Source organism: Herbaspirillum sp. YR522 (assembly GCF_000282575.1).
GTDB lineage: Bacteria > Pseudomonadota > Gammaproteobacteria > Burkholderiales > Burkholderiaceae_D > Herbaspirillum.
Genome location: NZ_AKJA01000048.1, coordinates 1 through 22,846 on the forward strand (window position 1 = coordinate 1; position 22,846 = coordinate 22,846).

Annotated in this window: 22 protein-coding genes; 11 read left to right on the top strand and 11 right to left on the bottom strand. The window is 60.5% G+C overall.

The window, feature by feature from the left end; genetic code table 11:
• Nucleotides 1–6: 6 nt before the first annotated feature.
• Nucleotides 7–375 carry a DUF932 domain-containing protein gene (locus tag PMI40_RS08370; protein WP_008114088.1) on the bottom strand — a complete coding sequence of 123 codons (369 nt, stop codon included), beginning with the start codon at nucleotides 373–375 and terminating at the stop codon, nucleotides 7–9.
• A 357-nt stretch (nucleotides 376–732) separates the two neighbouring features.
• Entirely contained in the window at nucleotides 733–1,185 is a 453-nt protein-coding gene (locus PMI40_RS08375) for a transcriptional regulator (protein ID WP_238540921.1), read from the bottom strand.
• 98 nt (nucleotides 1,186–1,283) lie between these two features.
• Between PMI40_RS08375 and PMI40_RS23770 the strand changes: the two genes are divergently transcribed.
• Together PMI40_RS23770 and PMI40_RS23775 are read left to right on the top strand one after the other, a co-directional pair.
• Complete coding sequence (locus PMI40_RS23770) at nucleotides 1,284–1,457, top strand: hypothetical protein (RefSeq protein WP_008114093.1); 174 nt, start codon at nucleotides 1,284–1,286, stop codon at nucleotides 1,455–1,457.
• 3 nt (nucleotides 1,458–1,460) lie between these two features.
• On the top strand, nucleotides 1,461–1,682 hold the full coding sequence (locus tag PMI40_RS23775; RefSeq protein ID WP_008114095.1) for a hypothetical protein: 222 nt from the start codon (nucleotides 1,461–1,463) through the stop codon (nucleotides 1,680–1,682).
• Between the two features lie 524 nt (nucleotides 1,683–2,206).
• On the opposite strand, the gene PMI40_RS08380 is transcribed toward PMI40_RS23775, so the two are convergent.
• Both PMI40_RS08380 and PMI40_RS08385 read right to left on the bottom strand, forming a co-directional pair.
• Nucleotides 2,207–3,427, bottom strand: a complete 1,221-nt coding sequence (locus PMI40_RS08380; RefSeq protein ID WP_008114097.1) for a site-specific integrase — start codon at nucleotides 3,425–3,427, stop codon at nucleotides 2,207–2,209.
• 508 nt (nucleotides 3,428–3,935) lie between these two features.
• Entirely contained in the window at nucleotides 3,936–4,328 is a 393-nt protein-coding gene (locus tag PMI40_RS08385; protein ID WP_008114099.1) for a lysozyme inhibitor LprI family protein, read from the bottom strand.
• A gap of 440 nt (nucleotides 4,329–4,768) precedes the next feature.
• Here PMI40_RS08385 and PMI40_RS08390 point away from each other — a divergent pair, with 440 nt between their 5' ends.
• Together PMI40_RS08390 and PMI40_RS08395 are read left to right on the top strand one after the other, a co-directional pair.
• Complete coding sequence (locus PMI40_RS08390) at nucleotides 4,769–5,851, top strand: nucleoid-associated protein (protein ID WP_008114101.1); 1,083 nt, start codon at nucleotides 4,769–4,771, stop codon at nucleotides 5,849–5,851.
• A 3-nt stretch (nucleotides 5,852–5,854) separates the two neighbouring features.
• The gene (locus PMI40_RS08395; RefSeq protein WP_008114104.1) at nucleotides 5,855–7,054 is read left to right on the top strand and encodes a hypothetical protein; all 1,200 of its coding nucleotides are present in this window, start codon (nucleotides 5,855–5,857) and stop codon (nucleotides 7,052–7,054) included.
• Between the two features lie 32 nt (nucleotides 7,055–7,086).
• On the opposite strand, the gene PMI40_RS08400 is transcribed toward PMI40_RS08395, so the two are convergent.
• The 3 genes from PMI40_RS08400 to PMI40_RS08410 form a co-directional block, all read right to left on the bottom strand.
• A complete protein-coding gene (locus PMI40_RS08400) occupies nucleotides 7,087–9,561 on the bottom strand; it encodes a TonB-dependent receptor (protein ID WP_008114105.1) in 2,475 nt (824 codons plus the stop codon).
• Nucleotides 9,562–9,689: 128 nt separating this feature from the next.
• Nucleotides 9,690–10,655 (bottom strand): FecR family protein, encoded by a 966-nt coding sequence (locus PMI40_RS08405; protein WP_238540922.1) that lies wholly within the window; start codon nucleotides 10,653–10,655, stop codon nucleotides 9,690–9,692.
• 7 nt (nucleotides 10,656–10,662) lie between these two features.
• Nucleotides 10,663–11,166, bottom strand: a complete 504-nt coding sequence (locus PMI40_RS08410) for a sigma-70 family RNA polymerase sigma factor (RefSeq protein ID WP_008114107.1) — start codon at nucleotides 11,164–11,166, stop codon at nucleotides 10,663–10,665.
• A 153-nt stretch (nucleotides 11,167–11,319) separates the two neighbouring features.
• On the opposite strand from PMI40_RS08410, the gene PMI40_RS08415 reads away from it, so the two are divergent.
• Both PMI40_RS08415 and PMI40_RS08420 read left to right on the top strand, forming a co-directional pair.
• Entirely contained in the window at nucleotides 11,320–11,835 is a 516-nt protein-coding gene (locus PMI40_RS08415) for a hypothetical protein (protein ID WP_157221475.1), read from the top strand.
• 83 nt (nucleotides 11,836–11,918) lie between these two features.
• Nucleotides 11,919–12,500, top strand: coding sequence for a hypothetical protein (locus PMI40_RS08420; protein ID WP_008114108.1), 582 nt, complete (start codon nucleotides 11,919–11,921; stop codon nucleotides 12,498–12,500).
• Between the two features lie 204 nt (nucleotides 12,501–12,704).
• Here PMI40_RS08420 and PMI40_RS23780 read toward each other — a convergent pair whose 3' ends face one another.
• Nucleotides 12,705–12,851, bottom strand: coding sequence for a hypothetical protein (locus PMI40_RS23780; RefSeq protein WP_008114109.1), 147 nt, complete (start codon nucleotides 12,849–12,851; stop codon nucleotides 12,705–12,707).
• 350 nt (nucleotides 12,852–13,201) lie between these two features.
• Between PMI40_RS23780 and PMI40_RS08425 the strand changes: the two genes are divergently transcribed.
• The 5 genes from PMI40_RS08425 (at nucleotide 13,202) to PMI40_RS08445 (ending at nucleotide 19,680) form a co-directional block, all read left to right on the top strand.
• Entirely contained in the window at nucleotides 13,202–15,397 is a 2,196-nt protein-coding gene (locus tag PMI40_RS08425) for a TonB-dependent siderophore receptor (RefSeq protein ID WP_157221476.1), read from the top strand.
• 225 nt (nucleotides 15,398–15,622) lie between these two features.
• Nucleotides 15,623–16,453 (top strand): CoA ester lyase, encoded by an 831-nt coding sequence (locus PMI40_RS08430; RefSeq protein ID WP_008114112.1) that lies wholly within the window; start codon nucleotides 15,623–15,625, stop codon nucleotides 16,451–16,453.
• A complete protein-coding gene (locus tag PMI40_RS08435; protein WP_008114114.1) occupies nucleotides 16,450–17,298 on the top strand; it encodes a MaoC family dehydratase N-terminal domain-containing protein in 849 nt (282 codons plus the stop codon). The genes PMI40_RS08430 and PMI40_RS08435 overlap by 4 nt, the downstream gene beginning before the upstream one ends.
• On the top strand, nucleotides 17,295–18,455 hold the full coding sequence (locus tag PMI40_RS08440; protein WP_008114116.1) for an acyl-CoA dehydrogenase family protein: 1,161 nt from the start codon (nucleotides 17,295–17,297) through the stop codon (nucleotides 18,453–18,455). The genes PMI40_RS08435 and PMI40_RS08440 overlap by 4 nt, the downstream gene beginning before the upstream one ends.
• Nucleotides 18,456–18,483: 28 nt before the next feature.
• Nucleotides 18,484–19,680, top strand: a complete 1,197-nt coding sequence (locus PMI40_RS08445) for a CaiB/BaiF CoA-transferase family protein (protein ID WP_008114119.1) — start codon at nucleotides 18,484–18,486, stop codon at nucleotides 19,678–19,680.
• A gap of 14 nt (nucleotides 19,681–19,694) precedes the next feature.
• On the opposite strand, the gene PMI40_RS08450 is transcribed toward PMI40_RS08445, so the two are convergent.
• Genes PMI40_RS08450 through PMI40_RS08460 form a run of 3 tightly spaced genes read right to left on the bottom strand, consistent with a single transcriptional unit; the run spans nucleotide 19,695 to nucleotide 22,347 of the window.
• A complete protein-coding gene (locus tag PMI40_RS08450; protein ID WP_008114121.1) occupies nucleotides 19,695–20,606 on the bottom strand; it encodes a LysR substrate-binding domain-containing protein in 912 nt (303 codons plus the stop codon).
• Between the two features lie 36 nt (nucleotides 20,607–20,642).
• Nucleotides 20,643–21,494: an IclR family transcriptional regulator gene (locus PMI40_RS08455; RefSeq protein WP_008114124.1), complete on the bottom strand. Its 852-nt coding sequence runs from the start codon at nucleotides 21,492–21,494 to the stop codon at nucleotides 20,643–20,645.
• Nucleotides 21,481–22,347 carry an IclR family transcriptional regulator gene (locus PMI40_RS08460; protein ID WP_008114126.1) on the bottom strand — a complete coding sequence of 289 codons (867 nt, stop codon included), beginning with the start codon at nucleotides 22,345–22,347 and terminating at the stop codon, nucleotides 21,481–21,483. The genes PMI40_RS08455 and PMI40_RS08460 overlap by 14 nt, the downstream gene beginning before the upstream one ends.
• Nucleotides 22,348–22,846: the final 499 nt, after the last annotated feature.

Below are 22,846 nucleotides of genomic sequence, written 5' to 3' on the forward strand. Positions count from 1 at the left end.
CTGGTTTTAAGGGAGGATTACCTTACCACCCTTCAGCACGCCGGCAGTCTCCAGCTCGAAACCTGCCACCTCGGTGAGATCACGATAGAACTCTAGGATCTCCCGTGGTTGAACCACGTTGTAGCGGCTGGATACCACCGACAACGGAGCCTGTGTATCGGAACGATAGAGGACCTTCTTTTCGGAATATTGGATTCCCGACTTCTTGGAATCGCCGACCTCCGCATGGAATACAACCGGTGCTTCCATGATCTGCCAATCCATGCCTGCCTGAGATGCCCAGATTTCTATTGGCTGCTTTTCGGAGAGGCGATTTCCGATGCCATGCCACGGAGGATCGTTCACATAGGCCATTTTCTCAACGAGATGTGTCATTACACTTCCTTTCGGATTGAATAGGCGTAAGGGGACCGCCGCCAGATCGGCGGATTACGCTTAGGTTTAGATGGGATGATTGTTCGACCGAATGGCCAGAGAGGGAGAGAATTGCTAAGTACTTATGCGGCTGCGGCTTGGTCGCCCGAGTCCCTGAGGATTTCGACGATCATGCTTACAACAACGACCAGAACCTTGATGGCCACGACAACCAGCCATTGCTTGAATGAGAAATTCATGTCGATCTCCTTGGGAATCAGATGGGTAGTTACTTGTTACCCTTCTTATACCAAGAATGATGCTTATTACTGAAGGCTACGACGTCGGAATTTCATGAATCGTCGTACGCGCCGCGTGCTAGGACTTCCACATCTCCGAATCTATCGAGAGTTGATCAATGAGCTGCGTAATCAAGTAGCGCTGATGCTCGCTCAGGGACCTGATACGTTCGAGAAGTACCATCTCATCATCCGTGACTGGCATCAAAGGATTTTTCTTCTGTCTGGACTTTGCCCGCTGCTCTGAATCTGGCCGATCATCCGCAATTCCATAGCGCAGCCACTGTGCCGACACATTCAGCCATTCTGCCAGGGTGTCGATTTTGTCCGCAGTAGGGCGAGCGGTCCCATTCAGCCATTTCTGGGCCGCCTGAACAGTGATGGATTCACGGGGATGACGCAGGTTGAACTGAATCGACAAATCCGTCGCCGACGAGACCTTCTTGGGGCTACGCCCAAGGGCCTGCTTTAACCTGGATGCAAACGCTTTCTTTTCGTCAATTTCTCTTGGCATCCGGCGAGTGTGGAACAACGCCGGTTGGATTTATAAACTGTTCAGTTGTTGTAAAATACTATTCGGTTTAATGCAGCAACTACAAACTGACAGTTCTCAGCCAAAGGACGCAAAAGATGACGACTAACAGCCGTGACGAGGATGGCGCTCAAGAGAAGGATAAGAGCGGAAAAGGCTTCAAGGACTTTGCCAAGGAGCTTGGCGGTGCAACTACGTTTGCTTTCTTTATCGGACTAGCTGGCGCTCTCGCCCAGGTCCTCGTTGAAAGCATGCGCAATAAGGGGAGGTGAACAGTGGGACTGAAAAAATTCTTGAATGCTGGAAACTCTGTAATTGGGTCGAAATACGACGGCACAGTCAAACCCTTGAGCGAGATGTCCGAGGCGGCACAGAAGAGAAATGGCTACACCGATGCAAACGGCTATTTCACCGAACTGGGCTATGACCGCATGACCTCTGTGGATGACAAGAAGCTACATGCCGGGTGGAAGGCAAGACTGAGGAGCGGCGAGTGATATCAAAGCTCAAAGTTTTATCGGTACGAGTTAAGGCAGCCTTGGTCGCTGCCTTAATTCTTTTGGCTATCCTGGCGTTCTTTGCAATACGATACTGGTCGGCATCCACGCCAGATTGGATAGATGTAGGTCAGGGAGGGCCCGAGAAATTCGAGCAGTTCCCGTACCGGCTAATAGAGCTGACGGGCAATGAGACGATTCCTCGGACCCATGCAGATCTCAATGCGCTTACGATGAGCCTTCAGCAAGGCAGATCCATTGGTGCTTGGGTCTACCTGCCTGTGCTCGACTGCTACGCCCCTCAAGTACGATCTGGGATGCCCACAGTGATGTGCCAGTCATCGAATAATGCGGATGTGTACATTGCTGCAAATGATAACGTTCGTGAAGTACTGTTAAGCCTTAAGCGACGGGGGAAGGTAGCTGCAGTCAAAGGGCGAGCGAGAGGGTTGTACGTTGACACTCCCGTGATATGGGTCATTGATCCGTATTTGAAGGCAGCTACCGCTAACTAGAGAAGCAGCTCAGCTTTTGGATGAAAAATTATCAGCGATGTCGGTGCTCGAGGAAATGGGAGTTGTCGCAGCTTGCATGATGGCCTCAACTGCCTTGTTCACGCTCTCTCGAATCGGATCGCTGTCAAGGCGAGCGTAAATCTGTGTCGTTGCGACGTTTTTGTGGCCGAGGGTTTTGCCAATAATAACGAGAGAGCTGCCAGTCTTCGCTTGCCAGCTCCCAAGCGTGCGGCGTAGGTCGTGAATCCGCAGATTACTCAAGTTCGCTCTAGAGAGTACGCGCTCCCATCCGCTCTTCGGTTCTACCAGGTGCCCCTTCTTACCTGTACCGGGGAAGACAAACTTATCGGAGTCTTTCTTTTTTGTCTTCCGCTCTTCCAGGACTCTAATTGCTTCGGGAGGAAGGGGGACAGTCATTGCTTCACCGTTTTTCGTCCGCTCGATTCGCCATTCGGCTCTTGCTAAATGAATGTCTTTCCACTCCATTGAAAGGACATTTGAACGCCGCATGCCGGTAAGCAAAGACAGTAAAAAATAATCTCGGATGGTCGGGTTTTCCTCCGCTGCAAGAGCTGTGAAGAACCGAGGAATTTCGTCTCCCTGCAAAAAACGATCTCGACTTTTCTCACGGTTTCGGCGCAATCCGGAGGCTGGATTTGCATCGGCTCTCCCGGCGTTGATGGCCCAGCCGAAGACGCTGGAGACCAGCGCAAGAACCCGATTAGCTACCGTCGGATGTCCTGCATTGGTTATATCGCCATGGAGGGTGGACAGCGAATTGCGGTCCACTGCCTTTATTTTCTTGCTGGCAAGCGGCTTCTTTAAGTATTGATTGAAGCGTTGGACATCCTCTTCCCATGTGCGCTTATTGGGCTTAGCGTGACGCTCAATGTATTCGTCAAAAAGTTCTCCGAATGTCGGTTCTGCCTTATGTGCCCGCTTCACCTCGGCGGGGTTGTCTCCGTTCGCAATAGAGGCGCTGATTAGAGCAGCTTGTTTGCGGGCTTGCTCGAGCGTCATGAGCGGGAAGCGCCCAAGCGTTACCCTGTCCGGATTCCCTCCATTCATACGCCGAAATACGCAAAACGTCTTGGTCCCAGTGGAAGTGACTCTGAGTTGCAACCCCGAGGCTTTCTTGTTTGTGTCGTGATACGTCACTCGACCTTTTTCAGGTGGAGCGATCGCTTCAATCGTTTCTTTCGTAAAGTTGATTCTGTTCGACGTTGGCATATGGTCAGGGTTACATTGGGGTTACAGAGCTTGCCAAATTTAACCATATTTCGTCGTCTCTTATCAATCGAAAATTATTGCAAGTGATTGATTTGTATAGGTAGATATGCGGTCGTCAAGGAATATCAAATCATAAACCCTAGGACTCATAATCCGTTGGTGCCGTGTTCGACTCACGGGGGGGCCACCAGAATCCAGAAGGGCCGCGGACTGATGAAGTCTGCGGCCCTTTTTTTCTGCATGTCGAAACAACTTAAATGCTGCAGCAATGCTGGATATCCCAGCCCTGTTCGACCAATTGACCGCGGAGTTCGGCGCAGATGTGCTGCGACGAGAGACTTATCAAAACGCACTGCCGCAGTCTGCGTTTATTTCTGCGCTCGCATTGGACACCGGGTATGAAGACCCGGCTGTGGGATTTGTTAGCCGCCTGACGCGAGCAAGTTTGGCCGGCCCATCGCGAAAATTCCCTCTGTCGAAGAATGCAGCATGCCATCTCCTGGTCTTCTCAGAAGGCGGGGCATTCCAAGTCTCCCTCCTTGCAACGATCGAGCGCCTTCAATTCCTTGACGCGGACCGCCGTCTTGGCCGCCTTGCAGTTGGCCAATACCATGGAATAAGCCGATCCGCCTTCGGTGGCCGATGCTTCGAAGGCGCAGGCCTTGTCCCGAAAGACAATCCAGGCCTGCTGTGCGTCGGTCAGTTGCTTTTTCTGCCGGTCGTTGAGCTTCTTGCGATATTGGCCATAGGTCCGGTTCAGCGCCGCATCCTGTTGCGCAAATTGCCTTGAGGCGCACTGGTTCAGCATGCCTTGAGTCGTCGCGCCAGCGCAATCGTCCGCCGCCGCGGAAAAACTCATGAGCCACAGCGCGGTGCCAATCAGGGGATACACCGTCCTCATTTCTTCCTCTCGTTGGTGATCTGCGTGGCCACGGCAACTGTTGCCGGTGCCAGCTGAATATCCGTCCTGCGCCCGGCCGATGAGTTCCCGTCATGCGCAGCGCAACAAGCCAACCGATGGCCAAGTAAGCGCCAAGTTTCTTGTCGAACATTGTTGCGGGCATCGCCGTCTCGATGCAGACAATCATCCTGGCCGGCTAAGCACAACAACAAAAATACTGTATTTATATACAGTTATTTTGATACCATTACTCCATCCCATGAGAAATCGATGCCAGTCGCGACGAATTGGATCGGGCTCATGCAACTGATTAGTCCAGATGACTCCTCGTGCTCACCCGCTTGGTAAATGGTCGCATCGAGTATCCGCCCGGCTGAACCGATAGAGAAAGCTTGCCTGTGGGTGTGTCGTCTTGCCACCTGCCGTCACCAGACACCGATATGACCATACGACTCAACCATAGCGTGATCCACGGGTTTGCCAAGCACGCCGGGCAACGTACCGCGCAGCTCATCAAGAAGGACCAGCCGCTGGATAACACCCTGCCGGCCGTGTTGTCGCTGGTCGAGGGCATGGTCGATCTGTTCGGCAAGCGCGAGAGCCGCCAGGTCTGGGGACGGTTCATGCCAAGCCATGCACAGGCGTGCTTTCCGCTGCGCTTTGCGGGATATGCGGCGGCTGCGCCCGGCGCCGAGGACTTTCTCGCCCTGTCGTGCGTCATCGTCGATGAGATCGCACGCCTGGCCATCGAGCGGCAGGCCGCCACCGGCGGTCACATCCTGTGCGCGGACTATGTGACCAGCGACCGCCAGCCGCGCTTCATCGTGGCGATGATCAAGCAACGCAGCGGCCTGCTGTTGAATAACGAACTGGTACCGCAAAACATCACCGAGATCGATATGTCCAAGCTTCATCAGGCCGCGCTCATTCGCGTCGATGAGTTCCTGGCCGGCGCGGCACAGGTGCCAGCGGATGATGTCGATTATTTGTCATTCGTGGCGAAGGCGGCCGACGGGTCGTCGGCCTATTTCAAAACGGCGCTGGGATGTGCCGTGGGTGTGTCGCCGGGCACCGCCACAATGCGACTCTATAAGGCGGTTGATGTTCTTTTCTTCGAGAACGCGGCCTTGAATCCCTACCGGCGCGGCGCAAAGGAAAGCCTGACGCAATATATGTCGCAGCAGCTTGCCGCTCGTGCGCAGGTGACGATGGATGAAGTGAAGGCCGTACTCGATCGCGTCGTACCCCGGCATCTTTGCCCTCAACTGCAAGACGTCGCGCAAGTGCTCAATGGCGAGCGTTTCAAGGTGCCCGGATCGTTTCATGTAAAGGAAAGCGTGGTGAAGAACCATAGCAAGGTCACGTTGGACAATGGCCGCATCTGCCTGAAGTTCGACAGGGCCATGCTCGGGCAGCAGCCCCAGTCCGAGCTGTTGTTCGACGAGCCGGCACGCAAGCTGGTGATCCAGAACCTGAACGACGACATGATCGCCAAATTGCGCAATACCCTCGAGGGCCGCTGATACATGCTTGCCGATGTCGTTGCGCTCTACCGTGCACTGGATCGTCCCGCCCTGGACGCGGGCTATTCCTATGTCTACGACGGAGCCCTGTCGGAGCCCGGCACGCAACTGGCGATGCATTGCGAACAGTTGCCGCCTGTGTTCGGCGTGGTCGACGTCCTGGACCAGGGCAATGGTCGGTTCCGTATCGAGGTGCAACTGCCCACCAATGACCAGGCGCGGGTATTCCACGATGTCGGCGACGTTCTTCGCCAATCGCCATCCATCGCGTTCGGCTTGCTGCCCGAAAATTACTATATCGCCGACATCGATTATTGCTCGATGGAGCTACGCAAGCCCGTGGCCGTGCTGCAATTGGAAAAATTGGTTCGCTTCATCGGGTTGCTGTCCAGGCTTGCGGACGACAAGGTCGATGTCGGCAGCAGCGGCGTCAACCGGCTGCTCTTCATCCTGCCCACCGATGCCGCCAAGGTGCGCAAGACCGCGTTGGCCGAGATCAAGGTAGAACAGCGGGCGCTCGGCTTCGAACTCAATCATCTGGATTTTCTCGCGGCGTTGGTCGCGGACGAAAACGCAGACAAGCTGCATGTGGAAGAACGCCTGCTCATCATGCGCAGCGCGATCGCCGATACGCTGGCCGAGGGCGACGACACGAACGACCTGACCTATCTGGTCCGGAAATGGCCTGAGATACGTCGCCGATATCAGGTCAATTTCCAGGCGTATATCCGCAACTTCGCGTTCGAGGACGTCAGGAAAAAGATCGTCGACGCCGAACTGGACTATGCGGCGAAGTTGAGCAACGCATTTGGCGACGTGGCCGGAAAGCTGTGGACGCTTCCGGTTTCGATCGCCGGCGTGGTGGCACTCGACAAGCTGCCTGGCAATGCCGAATTCATGGCTGCCTGCATCGGTCTGTGTCTGGTGACTGCTGTGCTGCTGGGTGTGCTGCTCAACGTCCGGCAGCAGATTGATCGCCTGCAGCTGGGCTATGAATATGTCTTCGGTCCGGTGCTGGGAAAGGCCAGGGCTTATCCCGTGAAGTTGCGGGGGGAACTCGAGAAGAGGCAGGAATCGCTCGCCAGCCAGGCGCGTCTGACTCGGCTGACCTTATGGTTCTTCATCGCCCTGGCCTTTCTTCCCGCCATTGGCGCAGCCTGGAAAGCCTGGTTGCGTGTTCCAGCATTGATGGCCGGGTCCTGACGCGCCACCGGCGTGCAGCCGGCAGCGGTGCGTCAGAAGGTATATTTCATCGTCAGCAGGAAATTGCGTGGGTCGCCATACATGCCGGTGCCGTACGAACCCAGGCCGGGCATGTAGGTCTTGTCGAACAGGTTGTTGATGTTGAGCGTGGCGCTGAGATTGCGACTGAAATCGTAGTGCGCCATGAGACCGACTACCGCATAAGAGGGCTGATCGGCCCGGTAATAGGGATCTGACGATTGCTGGTAGTAGGTATCGCTTTGCCAGGTGAGATTGCCGCCCACGGTCCAGCGCGACCAGTCATCCGGCAAGCGATAAGTCGTTCCCATCTTGAACAGGTGCTTGGGCTGGTTTGTGTTGACGGCGCTCAGGACGGCATCCGGCTGGGATGGCGCCGACGAGGTCCGGAAGGTATAGCCGGCAAACAGGTTCCATGCCGGCGTCACGCTGCCGGACAATTCCGCTTCTACCCCGCGGCTGGTGACGCCGGAGATGGGAACGTAAATCTCCTCGCCGCTATCGGCATTTACGCCCACATACTGCGGAGCATTGTTTTGCCGGATATGGAACACGGCCAGGCTGGCGTTCAATTTCCGGTCAAGCAGCTCTGCCTTGATCCCCAGCTCGTGGGCGCGACCCGTCAGCGGCGGCAAGGCGCTGCCGGCGGCATTCTTGTAGTAGGTCTGCGGATTGAAGATGTCGGTGACGCTGGCGTAGGCGGACCATTGCTTGTTGATGTCGTAGACAAGCCCGGCGTAGGGCGTGATCTTGCGGTTCACCCGCAGGTCGTTATTGAGCGTGACGGCGCCCGTATCCACCGCCGTCGCCTTGTCCAGCATGTCGTACCAACTGGCGCGGGCGCCGAGGATGATCGAAAGATTGTCGGTGGGACGCAGACGCGTTGCCAGCGAGAGCCCCTTCTCTACGATGCGGATGTTCCAGTCCTCGTATTTTTCGGCAGCGGGACGCGCGATATTGCCGTTCCAGGCGAAGTAATTGTCGATCGCGGTAAAGGTCGTGTTGTAGTTCTGCGCATCCCGGTTCTGGCGTGAGTAGTTGGCGCCCAGGCTCAGGTCATGCGTCCTGCCGAACAACTGGTAGTTGCCGTTGAGCGTGGCGCTGAAGGCATCGGTCTGCGCCTGCGATGGATTGGTGCCCGAGAGCATGCTGATGCCGGCGCCGGTGGCGCGCTCGACGGTACCGTAATAGGCCGTGCCGAACACCGCGTCCCGTCGCTGCGAGAGATGACTGCCCGCCAGGTCGAGCTTCCAGCCGCCACCGAAATCATGCTTCAGCGTGACAAACGTGTTGGTGGCGCTGTTGTTCCAGTAGGCCCAACGTGCGGCGGGGTTCCACGAACGCGGGAAATGGGTGGGTGAGCCGTCGCTATGGAAAAGCGGTATATGCCCGAAGGACGCGCCGTCAGCGCGGGTCTCCATGTAATCCACGCCCATGCTCAAGAGTGTATGCGGCGTCAGGTCGGCCTCGACGATGGCGTACAGGTTGCGCGTGTCGCGGTGGTAGTAATCGGTGAATGAGTCCGCGTTCTGCCCGGCCGCGACGATGCGGCCGCGTACCGTGCCGGCTTCATTGACAGGAGTCGAGAGGTCGGCGACCAGCCGCCGACGGCCCCATGAGCCTGCCCCGGCCTCGACGGAAGCGGCGAATTCGCGGGTCGGCTTTTTGCGCACCAGGTTCACGACCGCGGAAGGATAGCCTGCGCCTGTCAGCAGTCCGGTCGCGCCGCGCACGATCTCTACGCGGTCGTAGATCGCACTGTCGGCCAGCGACGTGGTGTACTGGTTAGCCGCGTCCATGGTATTGGCAATACCGTCGAACTGGAAGTTCTCGATCTGATAGCCGCGAGAATAGAAAGTGAAGCGCTCGCTGTCATTGCGGCCGACAGTGATACCGGTGGTCTTTTCCAGGACTTCCGATACATTGTTCAGCGCCTGGTCATCCATTTGCTGGCGGGTGATCACGGTTACCGATTGCGGCGTCTCTCGCAGCGACAACCCCATCCGTGTGGCAGTGGCGCTGGGGCCTGTGGCAGTGTAGTTGCCGGTGCCTTCGGTGGCACTGGCTTCCCCCTGCGCCGTCACCGTGACGGCCGGCAGTGTCGACTGGTCACGCGGTGCGCGCCTGGCTTGCAGTGCGTAACTGCCGTCGTCGAGTTCCTGCGTGGCATAGTTGCTGGCGCCGAGCAGACGGGCAAATCCTTGCTTGACCGAATAATTGCCTTGCAGTCCGGGGCTCACCTGGCCTGCTACCATGGCCGGCTCGAACGACAGACGCACACCGGATTGGGCGGCGAACTGCACGAGCGTGTCGCCCAGCGGCCCTGCGCCGATATGGTAGCTGCGCACGACGGCGCTGCCGCTGCTGGCGACCTGGGCCGTCGCCGAGGGAGATGCTGCGGCAACCACCATGCCCACGATGGCGGCGTGAATGGCGAGGGTGAGTCGGGAATAATGCGGTCGGAGCGAGTGCATCGGCTTGCTGGTCATGGTTTTTCTCTTCGTTTCGTCGCGAATACGGCGCTCGATGGCGCCGGCAGGCGAGGCATTCCTGCCTCTTCAACTGGTACATCGAACGAAACGAAAAAAAGTATCAGCCCAGCGAAGGAATTTTTATATCAGCCCTGTTCCACCGTCAGCCAATAACGGGTGATGCGCCGGACTCGCAAGGGGAGCGTGCGGGTTACCATGGCCAGACTGGCATCGACGTCGTCCAGCGGAAAAGCCCCCGAGATGCGCAAACCGGCGACAGCGGGGTCGCAGCGCAGCCACCCTCGATGGTAACGGGCCAGTTCAGCGATCAGTTGGCCGACCGGCATGTCCTGCGCCGCAAGCATGCCTTGCTCCCAGGCGGCAAGAGAGGCGGGCGCCTGGGCGGTCGGCTGCAATGGGCCTGCGGCGCCGAAGCGCCCCTGCTGCCCGGCCTCGAGCCGGGTGGGATCGCCGCCGCCATGTGGACGAACCTCTACCGCATGCTCGAACACCGCCACCAGCGTACTGTCGTCCGACAGGCGTGCGCCAAAGCGCGTCCCCAGAGCGCGAATATCGGCCTGCGGCGTCTGGACGATGAAAGGACGATAGACCGGCGCGCGTTCGGCTGCCGTGGTCACCAGGATTTCACCGGCAATCAGGTGCAGACGTCTCTCGCCGGAAGAAAACGCGACCTTGACGGCACTGGCGCTGTTGAGCGCCAGCCTTGATCCATCCGGCAGCGTGACGTTCTTGCGTTCTCCGGTGGCGGTGCTGAAATCGGCGCTCCAATTCTCCCATGGCAGCTGGCGCCAGCCCAGCCATACCACCGGCGTCGCCAGCATGGCCAGCCCCAGCCTGCGCAGCGTGCGCCGCCGATCCTGGCGGCCCAGCGTGTCCAGCACGTTCTGGCCTGATTGGGCGGGCAGTTGGCCAAACGCGTGCAGCACGCCTTGCGCCCGGGCCCAGGCAGCGGCGTGGGAAGCGCTGCGCGACTGCCATTGCTCTAGACGCGCCTGCTCTGCCGGCGACCAGGCGCCGGATTGCATGCGCACCAGCCAGTCGGCTGCCTCGGTGAGCAGGATCTTCTCGACCGGCATGAATTCGCTCACCATGCTGGTATTACACCGCTTGCATGCAAGCGACGAAGGCATCCCGCATGTGACGCTTGACGGTGATCAGGCTCACGCTCATCACCTCCGCGATTTGCTGATAGGTCAATCCTTCGAGTTGGGCCATGAGAAATATCTTGCGGGTCCTGGCACCCAGCTTGAACAGCATGGCATCGCAGACGGCGATCGCTTCCTGGATCAGCAGGCGGGCTTCTTCCGACGGAACCTGCGACTGCGGCAGATGAGCGATGGTCTCGAGATACGCGCGCTCGATCTCGCGCCGGCGCCAGTGGTCGATCACCACCTTTTTCGCGACATCGGTCAGGAATGCGCGCGGTTCATCACCGAGCGACATCAGGCGCTGGCTGGTCATCACGCGCAGGAAGGTATCGTGAGCCAGGTCGGCCGCATCGAAGGAATTGCCTAATTGCTTGCGTAGCCAACCATGCAGCCAGCCATGGTGGTCGCAGTAAAGCAGTTGGATGGTTTCCTGTGCGGCAATGGTGGCGGACATGGCGCCTTCCCCTGGGCGTTTTAATATTAATAAGAACTATTCTCAATAAAATACCCGATGTTGTATTGTTTTGCAAATACGCGCCTGGAATCCAAGGGGTGACGTGCCTGAGATCGGCAATCGGCCGGGAGTCTCTATTCCGCAAGAAAAGGAGTGCTGCATGCAGTTGCGGTTGCATTTTTTTTGGCAATGGCCGCGATGGTCTTCGCTCAATCGGTGTGCGCAAAGGAATTCTGTGATTACACCAATACCAACGAGCTCGCTGGCGACAAAAATCTATCGGCCCGTATCCGAATTTTTCTTGGAGACAAGCGAGTAAGCTTCTTCTATAAGGGGAAGTTATCTGCTCAGGTTCTGGATGGCCTTGGTGGCCCCCCAGACTTCATTCATCCAGTTACGAGAAATCTAAAAATGGCCGCAGCTTGTCGCTTTCATAGTTGCGACGAAAAAGCTGCGGTGATATTTTCCTGCCCTGGCACCATACAGGCGGTGGGAATACTCCATTACGACATTAGGCCAAAACACTTCGACCCAAAAGCAGCAACGTTAACCATCTATGCCGAGGAGCTCGACTCTGCGGTCGATATGGCCTTCGACGCTTGGCGGGAGCGCATTGAAGAATCTGCCGGTATCAAGATAGTTAAAGAAGTTCAGACATCCTGGAAATAGTGCGCGATGACTGCTTCCGGGCAGAAGCTGCCGTGACGTACCCAATACGATAAGGCATGATCCATTAACAACAGGAAGTCGGAATGAGAAATTTAGCTTGGAAAGCACGTTATCTGCGCGCTCTGGCATTCGCTTTCGCATTGATGCCAACACTGGCGCAGGCGATGGCCGCCAACGAGCTGATCCTCGATGGCGTGAATTACCTGCATCGCTGGTCAAAGGATGGTCAGAACGAATTCACGCCGCCAGCCGAGACCGATCTGAGTCGGTGGAATGACATGATCACCATCAATGTCATCGATAAGGTCTCCGATGTAGACAAATTGGCCACGCTGGCCAACAGAATACAACGCGCCTATCAAGCCGTCGGAAAAATCCTGCGGACCAATTCGGTACCCGCTACCCAGACCCGCCCCGCTGAGTATTTCATCAGCGCCGTCATGGGAAGCCAGGGTCTTCTCGAGGCCGTATTCGCACGCGTTGTACTGGTCGATAGCACGGGTCTGATCATCGTGCGTTCACACCGCATCTATGGCCAGAATATTGGGCCGGAAATGGCCGATTGGTTGCGCAAGAACGGCCCGCGCAGCGAGCAGGTGTTGATGGATTGGAATGCTATACCTAGCCCGGTTGAATTGCGAAAACTGCCTCAGAGTGCGCAGTAGCACTGGAGAATCTCTCCAGTAGCATCTGGTTTGGATATTCAATATCATCCAGCCATCTCCAGGCCGCCGCCACATTGTCCAGCCGTTTCGAACGGGGGAGGGCAGAAGGGCAGCAATATGTCGTTCAGGCTCAATGAACGGCATTGCCCTGACCAGGTCATTGTCGCCATGACTCAACCAGCAAACCAGAGCCACCGCCACCGCTCACTTCAACACCCTGACCACCTTCCAAAGCACCCTCAGGAAATTATCGGCGGCATGGCCTCCGAGGTCCGTGAGATCTGCCGCCTGTGCGCCTGATGCAGCCAGCAAGGTGGCGACGATCAGCAAGGTAAGCATATAGACACGCATGGGGTTCTCCTCTGAAAGCGTCAGTGCACTGCACTCGGGTTGTAAGCATCTTGCCCTCGGCGCGTTACCCGGGGATTTCATCGCCGCCCTCCAAGGTTTCAGGTGTAACACTTCGCTCGAGCCCGCATGCCCAGCCCTACGCGTTCGCCGATCCCCCATACCTGCCGACGCAGAAATTCCCAGGCGCCAAGGCCATAAAGTCTTATTCCGCCCCCTTTTGGGGAGCGTAAAAAACCACCGCTGCAAAATACCAACAATCAAGCAAATTAAATCCTGAATAGAAACCATAATCATTCACATATTTATTATTATGCGGGGCTGGATTTTTTATGTTCTTTCCGAAAGCCCCCATGACCATTCGACTTACTCCCCTCGCCGCCGCCCTGGCCCTGGCCTTCCTGGCGCCGGCACCCGGCGTCGCCCAGACCGCCGACAACGCCGCAAAGGCCGACGACCAGGCGCTGCCTACCGTGACCGTCAATGCGTCGGCCGACGCGTCGGCCGGGGGCCTGCCCGAGGCCTATGCCGGCGGCCAGGTGGCGCGCGGCGGGCGCACCGGCGTGCTGGGCAACCTGGACTTCCTCGATAGTCCCATCAAGATCACCAGCTATACCCAGGAACTGATCAAGGACCAGCAAGCGCGCGGCGTGGGCGATGTACTCAAGAACGATGCCGCCGTGCGCACCACCCGCGGCTTCGGCAACTTCCAGGAGTCGTACATGATCCGCGGTTTCATTGCCACCTCGGACGACCTGATGTACAACGGCCTGTACGGTATCCTGCCGCGCCAGTACGTGGCTGCCGAGATGATGGAGCGGGTCGAGGTCATGCTGGGCGCCAGCGCCTTCCTCAACGGCGCCGCGCCGGGCGACGGTGGCCTGGGCGGCACCATCAACATCGTGCCCAAGCGCGCGAGCACGGACCCTGTGACCCAATTTACGGCCGGCGTCGAATCCGGCAACCAGAAGTACGGTGCGGTCGACATCGGTCGTCGCTTCGGCCCCGACGACCGCGTGGGCCTGCGCCTGAACGCGGTGCGTCGTGCCGGTGGCACTGCCGTCGACAGCGAGAACCGCGAAACCAACCTGCTGACGCTGGGCATGGATTATCGGGGTAACAGCTTCCGCCTGTCCGGCGATATCGGCCTGCAAGAGAACAACCTCACCAGCGCCCGTCCCAGCGTGACCGTGGGCAGCGCGCTGACCACGTTGCCGGCGGCACCGAATGCAGCGACCAATTTCAACCAGCGCTGGGGCTACTCCAACGAACGCGACCTGTTCGGCACCCTGCGTGGCGAGTGGGACCTGTCGGTCGATACCACCGCCTGGGCCGCCGCCGGTACCCGCATGGGCACCGAGAACAATTCACTGTTCAGCCCTACCGTGAATGCCCTCAACGGTGCGGCCACCGGCCGACGTTTCGATAACGCCCGCGAAGACACCGTGCGTACCGGCGAGATCGGCATTCGCAGCCACCTTGCAACCGGTGCCATCCAGCATAGCGTCAACCTGGCCGCATCGACCTACTGGCTGGATTCACGCAATGCATTCGGCACCAGCGCCACGGGCGGCATCGCCGACAATATCTACAATCCATTCTTCACCAACCAACCGGCCATCACCTCGACCACCGGCGGCAACCTGGCCAACCCGCAGACCACCACCAAGACCCAGCTCTGGAGCGCCGCGCTGTCCGATACGATGTCCTTCTACGATGATCGTATCGCGCTGACGCTGGGCGCACGCCACCAGTCGTTGAAGTCCAACAGCTATTCCTATGTCAACCAGTCGTCCACTGCGCGCTACAAGGAATCGGCCGTGTCGCCGATGGCAGGCCTGGTCGTCAAGCCGCTGAAGAACCTGTCGGTCTATGCCAACTACATCGAGGGCCTGCAGCAGGGCAAGCAGGTGACCGATACCGCCGCGGCCAACTTCGGGCAGATCCTGGCACCGTACAAGTCCAGGCAGAAAGAGGTCGGCGTGAAGTTCGATACCGGTTCGGTCGGCCTGGGCCTGGCGGTCTTCACCACCAGTCGTCCGCTGGCCTACAAGGACACCGTCACCAATGTCGAAAGCACCAACGGTTTGCAGCGTAACCGCGGCGTCGAGTTCAATGCCTTCGGCTCGCCCCTGAAATCGCTGCGTCTGCTGGCAGGCGTGACCTTCCTGCAAGCCAAGCAGCAACAGACCTCGGCCAACCTCAATAACGGCAAGTACGCCATCGGCGTGCCCAAGGTGCAGGCCAACGTGGGCGCGGAATGGGATGTGGCCGGCGTGCAGGGCCTGGCCATCAACGGCCGCGCAACCTATACCTCGACCCAGTACGTGGATGCGGCCAACCGCCTGCAACTGCCTTCCTGGGTTCGCTACGACCTGGGTGCGCGCTACATCACCCGCATGGCCAACCATGCCGTGACCTTCCGTGGTTCGGTCGAGAACCTGGCCAACCGCAGCTATTGGGAATCCGCCGGTGGCGCTTCCAACGCCGGCTATCTGGTACTCAATACGCCGCGCACTTTCGTGACGTCGGTATCGGTCGACTTCTAGGCAAGACAGCCGGCAGGCAGCCCATCGCTTGCCGGCGACGAATCTGGTCCGATCAGGCAAAGACGCCAACCGCGATGGTTGGCGTCTTTTTTTTCGTCGATGGCGTTTGCCGTTGCCGAACGCGGTCTTGCAGATTCGCAAATTCACATCCGATCCGATCGCTGGCAATCTGCGTGCATGACATGACGGTGCCACGCATGCGCCGTCGGCACAACGGAGACCACCATGAGCAGCCATCCCGGCGCCTACCTGTTCGTTCCCGCCAGCCGGCCGGAACGTTATTCAAAAGCGGTCGACGCGGCCGCGAGCGCGGTCGTCGTCGACCTCGAAGACGCGGTCGCCCCGGACGACAAGGATGCCGCCCGCGCCAGCCTGCAGCAATGGCTGGATCCGCTGCACCCCGTCATCGTGCGCATCAACGCCGATGGCAGCGACTGGTTCGGGCAAGACCTGCAACTGCTGTCCCATCCTGGCGTGGCCGCCGTCATGCTACCCAAGGCCGAGGATTGCGCCGCCATCGACCGCGTCGCCGGTAGCGGCAGGCCCGTGATCGCCCTGATCGAAACCGCTCGCGGCATCGCGCATGCGCGCCAGATTGCACAGCGCGCCGGCGTGTCGCGCCTGGCCTTTGGCTCGATCGACCTGCAGGTCGACCTGGGCATCGGTGGCGATCGGGAAGAGCTGCATTTCGCCCGCAGCGAACTGGTGCTGGCCTCGCGCCTGGCCGAGCTGCCCCCGCCCATCGATGGCGTCACCACCGCCATCGACGATCCCGAGCAACTGCGCCGCGACGCCGACCTGGCGCGGCGCTTCGGCTTCGGCGCCAAGCTGTGCATCCATCCGCGTCAGCTGGCGGTAGTCAACGCCGCATTCGCACCGTCGTCCGAGCAGCTTGCCTGGGCCCGCAATGTGCTGGACGCGATCGGCCACAGTGGCGGCGGCGCGGTGTCGGTCGACGGCAAGATGGTCGATCGGCCGGTGTTGCTGCTGGCCCGGCGCATCCTCGAAAGCGCCGGCGAGGCCGACGACGCGCATCCGAGCAAAGGAACACCATGACCCATCAAGACCTTCAACAATGGATAGGCCGCATCGACGAGACCGACGATGTCGCCAGTCCCGCGCCGCTGACGCTATTGGCGGCCACGCTGAATCGGCCGGCCGCGGCGCCGCTGTCGCATGTGCCGCCGCTGTGGCACTGGTTGTATTTCCTGCCGACCGCGCCCATGGCCGAAGTGGGATTCGATGGCCATCCCCGGCGCGGCGGCCTGCTGCCACCGGTGCCGTTGCCGCGTCGCATGTGGGCCGGCAGCAAGATCGTGTTCCATCGGCCCTTGCCGACCGGTTCGCGCCTCTATCGCCAAACGGTCATCGTCGACGTCGCCACCAAGCACGGCAAGAGCGGACCGCTGGTGTTCGTGTCGCTGCAGCACACGGTGTCCGACGAGCAGGGCGTGGCGCTGGTGGAAAACCAGAACATCGTCTATCGCGATGCCACTGCCGCCACCGACGCGGCGCCGCCACCGCGGCCCGTTACGCAGGTGGCGCAGTTTTCGCGCACCATCATGCCCGACCCGGTACTGCTGTTTCGTTATTCCGCGCTGACCTTCAACAGCCACCGCATTCACTACGACTATCCCTATGCCACCGTGGAAGAGGGCTATCCCGACCTGGTCGTGCATGGGCCATTGGTGGCCACCCTGCTGGTGGAGGAGGTGCAGCAGCGTTTTCCCGGGCGCGGCATCGGGGCATTCGAATTCAAGGCGCTCAGTCCGCTGTTCGCCAACACCGCCTTCGACATCGCCGGATGCATCGAGGGCAACACCGTCCATGTCTGGTCGCAGACCCCGCAAGGCGGGCTCGCCATGCTGGCCAGGGCCGAACTGATCGAGGAGAAGAAATGAACGCTGTCGACGAGCAATTCCAGGATATCCGCGATGCCGTGCGTGACCTGTGTGCGCAGTTTCCCGACGAGTATCACCGCAAGATCGACGAGCAGAAGGGCTATCCCGAGAGCTTTGTCGATGCGCTGACCAAGGCCGGCTGGATGGCCGCGCTGATTCCCTCCGAATATGGCGGCTCCGGGCTGGGTCTGGCCGAGGCGTCGGTGATCATGGAAGAGATCAACCGCAGCGGCGGTAATTCGGGCGCCTGCCACGGCCAGATGTACAACATGAACACCCTGCTGCGGCACGGCTCGCAACAGCAGAAGGAGTTCTACCTGCCGCGCATCGCCAGCGGCCAGTGGCGCCTGCAATCGATGGGGGTGACCGAACCCACCACCGGCACCGATACCACCAAGATCAAGACCACCGCCGTCAAGCGCGGCGACCGTTACGTGATCAATGGCCAGAAGGTGTGGATCTCGCGCGTGCAGCATTCGGACTGGATGATCCTGCTGGCGCGCACCACGCCGCTGGCCGAGGTCAGGAAAAAGTCGGAAGGCATGTCGATCTTCATGGTCGACCTGCGCCAGGCCGAGAAGTCCGGCATGACCGTGCGCCCCATCGCCAACATGGTGAACCACGAGACCAATGAACTGTTCTTCGAAAATCTTGAGATCCCTGCCGAGAACCTGATCGGTGAAGAAGGGATGGGTTTCAAGTACATCCTCGATGGCCTCAACGCCGAACGCACGCTGATCGCCGCCGAATGCATCGGCGATGGCTACTGGTTCATCGACCGCGCCGCCCGCTACGCCAACGAACGCGTGGTGTTCGGCAGGCCGATCGGCCAGAACCAGGGGGTGCAGTTCCCGATTGCCGAGGCCTATATCGAGATCGAGGCGGCCAACCTGATGCGCTTCAAGGCCTGCGAACTGTTCGACGCCAACCGGCCCTGCGGCGCGCAGGCCAACATGGCCAAGTACCTGGCCGCCAAGGCCAGCTGGGAGGCCGCCAATGTCTGCCTGCAGTCGCACGGCGGGTTTGGCTTTGCCAACGAATACGACATCGAGCGCAAGTTCCGCGAGACGCGTCTGTACCAGGTGGCGCCGATCTCGACCAACCTGATCCTGTCCTACGTGGCCGAGCACATCCTGGGCTTGCCGCGTTCGTTCTGACGACATTGCGCTTTCTGGTGGAGACCTCATGAAAGACCTACCGCTGTCCGGCATCACCGTGCTGTCGCTGGAGCACGCCATCGCCGCCCCGTTCTGCACCCGTCAACTGGCTGACCTGGGTGCGCGCGTCATCAAGGTCGAGCGTCCCGGCGCGGGCGACTTCGCTCGGGGCTACGACCAGCGCGTGCATGGCCTGTCGTCGCATTTCGTCTGGACCAATCGCTCCAAGCAGAGCATCGCCCTCGATCTCAAGCAGGACCCGGCCCGCGAGGTGCTGTTCGAGCTGCTGGCCCGGGCCGACGTGCTGGTGCAGAACCTGGCGCCGGGGGCGGCCGCCCGCATGGGGCTTTCCTTCGATGCGTTGTCGCAGCAATTCCCGCGCCTGATCGTGTGCGATATCTCGGGCTATGGCGACGCGGCCGATACGCCGGGGCCGTATCGGGACAAGAAGGCCTACGACCTGCTGATCCAGAGCGAGTCGGGCTTCCTCAGCGTCACCGGCACACCCGATACGCCCTCCAAGGCCGGGTGTTCGATTGCCGATATCTCGGCAGCGATGTATGCCTATTCCGGCATCCTGGCGGCGCTGATCGAGCGCGGCAAGACCGGGCGCGGCAAGCGCATCGATGTCTCGATGCTGGAAAGCATGGTCGAGTGGATGAACTTCCCGATGTACTACGCCTTCGAGGGCGCTGCGCCGCCGCAGCGCTCGGGTGCATCGCATGCCACCATCTATCCCTACGGCCCGTTTCCGGCCGGCGATGGCAAGTCGATCATGCTGGGCTTGCAGAACGAGCGCGAGTGGCGCGTGTTCTGCGACAAGGTGCTGGGCACGCCGATGCTGGCCGACGACGAACGTTTCGCGGGCAACCACAAGCGGGTCGCCAACCGCGATGCGCTGCGCACCCTGATCGTCGATTGCTTTGCCGCCCTGAGCGCGGCCGAGATCCTGGCCCGGCTCGATGCGGCTCAGATCGCCAATGCCGCCATCAACGACATGCACGACGTCTGGGCCCATCCGCAGTTGCGGGCGCGCAATCGCTGGGTGCGGGTGGGTACCCCGATGGGCGAGATCGCCGCCTTGCTGCCGCCGGGCGTAGCCAACGCCGACGGCGCGCAGATGGGCGCGGTGCCGGCAGTGGGCGAGCATTCGGAAAGCATCCTGGTCGAACTGGGCTATGACGCCGCGCGCATCGACGGCCTGCGCCAGGCGCAGGCGATCTAGAACGCATCTCACGTCTATTGATGAAATGAGTTCCAGGCGCGCGGGTGCTCGCCCAGGACCGCCACCAGGTCACGGGCGAAGCCCGGCAGCAGGTCGAAGCTGCGCGCGCAAAGCGACAGTTCGCGCAACGCCCAGTCGTCGGCCAGCGGCACGATGCGCACCGCCGCTTGCTGCGACAGGCGCGTCGCCGCCGACAGCGGCAGGATGCCGATGCCGACGTTCTCGGCGATCATGCGGCAGCACGCGTCGAAGTTGCCGATCTGCACCCGCATGTTGATCTCTGCGTTGAGCTCGCGCACTTGCTGCATCACGAACGCATACAGGCCGGTGCCTTCCGGCAGGCATACATAGTCGTAGGCCAGGGTCTGGGCGAAATGCACCGCCTGGCTGTCGGCCAGGGCGTGGCCATGGGGAACCACCAGAGCCAGCCGGTCGCTGCGATAGGGGCGCACCTCGAGTGACTCGGTGCGCACCGGGCCGGCGATGATGCCCAGGTCGGCGCGTCCCTCCGAAACGGCCCGTACCACGTCCGGGCTGGGACGTTCGCGCAGGTCGATGCTGACGTCGGGGTGGCTCGACAGGAAGCGTCCCATCACCGCCGGCAAGTATTCGGCGATGGCCGTGACGCTGGCGGCCAGGCGCAGGTGTCCCTTGATGCCGCGGCCGTATTCGCTGATATCGTGGCGCAGGTGTTCCAGTTGCGCCATCACCAGGCGCGCGTGGTGCACGTAGGCCTGGCCGGGCGCTGTCAGGGTCACGCCCTGGCTGCTGCGCAACAGCAGCTTGGCGCCGATGCTCTGCTCGATGTTCTTGATGCGTACGCTGGCCGCGGCCGGCGACAGGTGGCAGCGTTGCGCGCCACGCGTGAGGTTGTTGGTCTCCGCAATGGCCGCCAGCAGGCGCAGGTCGGTGATGTCGAAATGCATGAGGGCTCCGAAGACGCTGCGCGCAACGCACGCAGCTCAGAACAGGCTGCTGTCGATGTGCTCCAGTTCCATCGTCAGCAGGCGCGCGGTTTTCTTCAAGGCGGGAGCCAGTTCGTCGCGGATCATCATGCGATCCGGCAGCGGCCCCACCGCACTGCAGTTGAGTCCCATCGACACCAGTGGCCGGCCCACCGAGAGCGGCACGCTGATGGCGAAGGTATCGCGCTGGTATTCACCGGCGGCCAGGCAATAGCCGTGCGAATCGAGGTCGTCGAAGGCGCGTTCCATGCGGGCCACCACCTGCGGGCCGTGTTCGCCGCTCTGCTTCCAGATCGCAAACAGCAATCGCTGGCGGGCTTGCGGTGCCTGCGCCCAGACGTGGGCGCGGCCGATGGAGCTGAGCGCCATCGGGACCGCCCGTCCCACGCCCAGGCGCAGGGTGGCGATCTTGGTGCTGTTGCAGTACTGCACGTAGATCATGTCGAGCTGGTCGGCCACGGCCAGCCCGACCGACATGTCGTAGCGGTCGGCGAAGTCCTGCATGATCGGTCCGGCCAGGCGCGGCAGGACGCTGTTGGCGAGATAGCGATGTCCCAGGCGCAGGCCGCGCACACCGATCTGCACCCGCACGCCGTCCGGCGCCCGGTCCAGGTAGCCCAGCGTGACCAGGGTGGCGGTCAGGCGCGACACGGAGGCATTCGAATAGCCGGTGCGGCGCACCAGTTCGGCATGGGTCAGGGGCTTGGCGCTGCCATGGAACACCTTCACCAGCTTCAGGGCGCGCTCCAGCGTATGGGTGGCGCTGCCGGCTTCTTCCGCGCTGGCGCCCGCGACCCCGCCGGGCAGGCCGGCGTCGCTGTCGGGGCGGGGGGCGTCAGCGCGGCGCATGGCGCGATTCCAGCTCTTGCAGATGGCGCCGCATGGCCAGCAGTTGCGGTCCGGCCTTGGATTCGACGCGGGCCTTGGTGAGCACCCGTGTCTGGCCGGCGCACAGCAGTACCATCGGCGTGCGGCCGGCCAGCTTCAGCGGCGTGGCCACCACCGTGATATCCGGGCCCCAGTCGCCGCTGGACTGGCAATACGACTTGTCGTCGATCTGCGCCTGGGCGTCGGTCAGCTTCTGGCGCAAGCTCATCCATTCATCGCGCTTGTGATAGGGACGCATGTGATCCATCAGGTAGTTGCGTTCGTTTTCGTGCAGGCACGACAGCAGCGCCCAGCCCACCGGTGATGCCGCCATCGGCAAGTGCTCGCCCACGCCCAGTCCGACGGTGGCGTGATTGGAGGCACTGTGGCAGTTCTCGAAAAAGATCATGTCCAATCCGTCGCGCCCGGCCAGGCCGACGAAGACGCCGATATCGTCGGCCAGCTCCTGCATCAACGGACGCGCCCGCAGCACCACGTCGGTGTCCACGTTGGCCGCAAAACCCAGCGACAGCACGGCCAGGCCCAGGCGATATTTGCGGCGCTCTTCGCTGTAGGTGAGGTAGCCCGCCGCGCACAGGGTCTGCGTCAGGCGCGAGATGGTGGCCTTGGGCAAGCCGGTACGGGCGGCGATGTCCTGGTTGGCCAGCCAATCACCTTCGCCCAGGAACGCGTCGAGCACCGCCAGCCCGCGCTCGATGGGCTTGATGGTCTTGCCGGCGGCGGCCCCTTCGCGATATCCGGGGGGATTGGGCGCCCGCAGCACGATACGGACATCGCGCGTACGGCGTGCCGTCTTGCCAGCGGTCTGCTTCATCGGCGGCGCCTGCGGTAGGTGTTCGGGCTCAGTGTCACCAGGTCTCCTTGCGGCGTCTTCGGGGCGCCATTCTTGAATGTCCAATGCAGCCGACGGCCGACACATTGTATGCATCCACTTCACGATGAAGCAACCCGGCACGGCCAGCAACAGGGCTTTGTTTTGTGTTCCGTACTTTGGAATCGGGCGCGCCGTTTTGAATTGCGGATAGCAGCTGGTGCGCCGCAGCAGATGCTTGCCGGGTGTCGGGGATCGCTGACCAAGGGCGTGGCAGTGGCCGTTTTCCGTATGAGGAGATAAGCCATGCTGCTTTATCTTGCGGCGCAAGATAGGCCGATGCGGCGAAATTTTCATCGATCCACCTGCGGGAACGAAAATTTTAATTCCGAAGTACGGAACAGCGTTTCGCGGCCGCTTGACTCGTTGATCATGGTTTCGGACTATACGAACACACGACGCCACGTTGCATCGTGCGATACAGCGACAAGAATCAAATACC

What these genes read in the sequence shown, in the direction of transcription:
- PMI40_RS08400 (WP_008114105.1), bottom strand. Translation starts at nt 9,561, where the DNA reads ATGACCAGCAAGCCGATGCACTCGCTCCGACCGCATTATTCCCGACTC.
- PMI40_RS08460 (WP_008114126.1), bottom strand. Translation starts at nt 22,347, where the DNA reads ATGAAGCAGACCGCTGGCAAGACGGCACGCCGTACGCGCGATGTCCGT.
- PMI40_RS08395 (WP_008114104.1), top strand. Translation starts at nt 5,855, where the DNA reads ATGCTTGCCGATGTCGTTGCGCTCTACCGTGCACTGGATCGTCCCGCC.
- PMI40_RS08370 (WP_008114088.1), bottom strand. Translation starts at nt 375, where the DNA reads ATGACACATCTCGTTGAGAAAATGGCCTATGTGAACGATCCTCCGTGG.
- PMI40_RS08450 (WP_008114121.1), bottom strand. Translation starts at nt 20,606, where the DNA reads ATGCATTTCGACATCACCGACCTGCGCCTGCTGGCGGCCATTGCGGAG.
- PMI40_RS08445 (WP_008114119.1), top strand. Translation starts at nt 18,484, where the DNA reads ATGAAAGACCTACCGCTGTCCGGCATCACCGTGCTGTCGCTGGAGCAC.
- PMI40_RS08455 (WP_008114124.1), bottom strand. Translation starts at nt 21,494, where the DNA reads ATGCGCCGCGCTGACGCCCCCCGCCCCGACAGCGACGCCGGCCTGCCC.
- PMI40_RS08405 (WP_238540922.1), bottom strand. Translation starts at nt 10,655, where the DNA reads ATGGTGAGCGAATTCATGCCGGTCGAGAAGATCCTGCTCACCGAGGCA.
- PMI40_RS08420 (WP_008114108.1), top strand. Translation starts at nt 11,919, where the DNA reads ATGAGAAATTTAGCTTGGAAAGCACGTTATCTGCGCGCTCTGGCATTC.
- PMI40_RS08380 (WP_008114097.1), bottom strand. Translation starts at nt 3,427, where the DNA reads ATGCCAACGTCGAACAGAATCAACTTTACGAAAGAAACGATTGAAGCG.
- PMI40_RS08410 (WP_008114107.1), bottom strand. Translation starts at nt 11,166, where the DNA reads ATGTCCGCCACCATTGCCGCACAGGAAACCATCCAACTGCTTTACTGC.
- PMI40_RS08390 (WP_008114101.1), top strand. Translation starts at nt 4,769, where the DNA reads ATGACCATACGACTCAACCATAGCGTGATCCACGGGTTTGCCAAGCAC.
- PMI40_RS08440 (WP_008114116.1), top strand. Translation starts at nt 17,295, where the DNA reads ATGAACGCTGTCGACGAGCAATTCCAGGATATCCGCGATGCCGTGCGT.
- PMI40_RS08430 (WP_008114112.1), top strand. Translation starts at nt 15,623, where the DNA reads ATGAGCAGCCATCCCGGCGCCTACCTGTTCGTTCCCGCCAGCCGGCCG.
- PMI40_RS08425 (WP_157221476.1), top strand. Translation starts at nt 13,202, where the DNA reads ATGACCATTCGACTTACTCCCCTCGCCGCCGCCCTGGCCCTGGCCTTC.
- PMI40_RS08385 (WP_008114099.1), bottom strand. Translation starts at nt 4,328, where the DNA reads ATGAGGACGGTGTATCCCCTGATTGGCACCGCGCTGTGGCTCATGAGT.
- PMI40_RS23780 (WP_008114109.1), bottom strand. Translation starts at nt 12,851, where the DNA reads ATGCGTGTCTATATGCTTACCTTGCTGATCGTCGCCACCTTGCTGGCT.
- PMI40_RS23770 (WP_008114093.1), top strand. Translation starts at nt 1,284, where the DNA reads ATGACGACTAACAGCCGTGACGAGGATGGCGCTCAAGAGAAGGATAAG.
- PMI40_RS08435 (WP_008114114.1), top strand. Translation starts at nt 16,450, where the DNA reads ATGACCCATCAAGACCTTCAACAATGGATAGGCCGCATCGACGAGACC.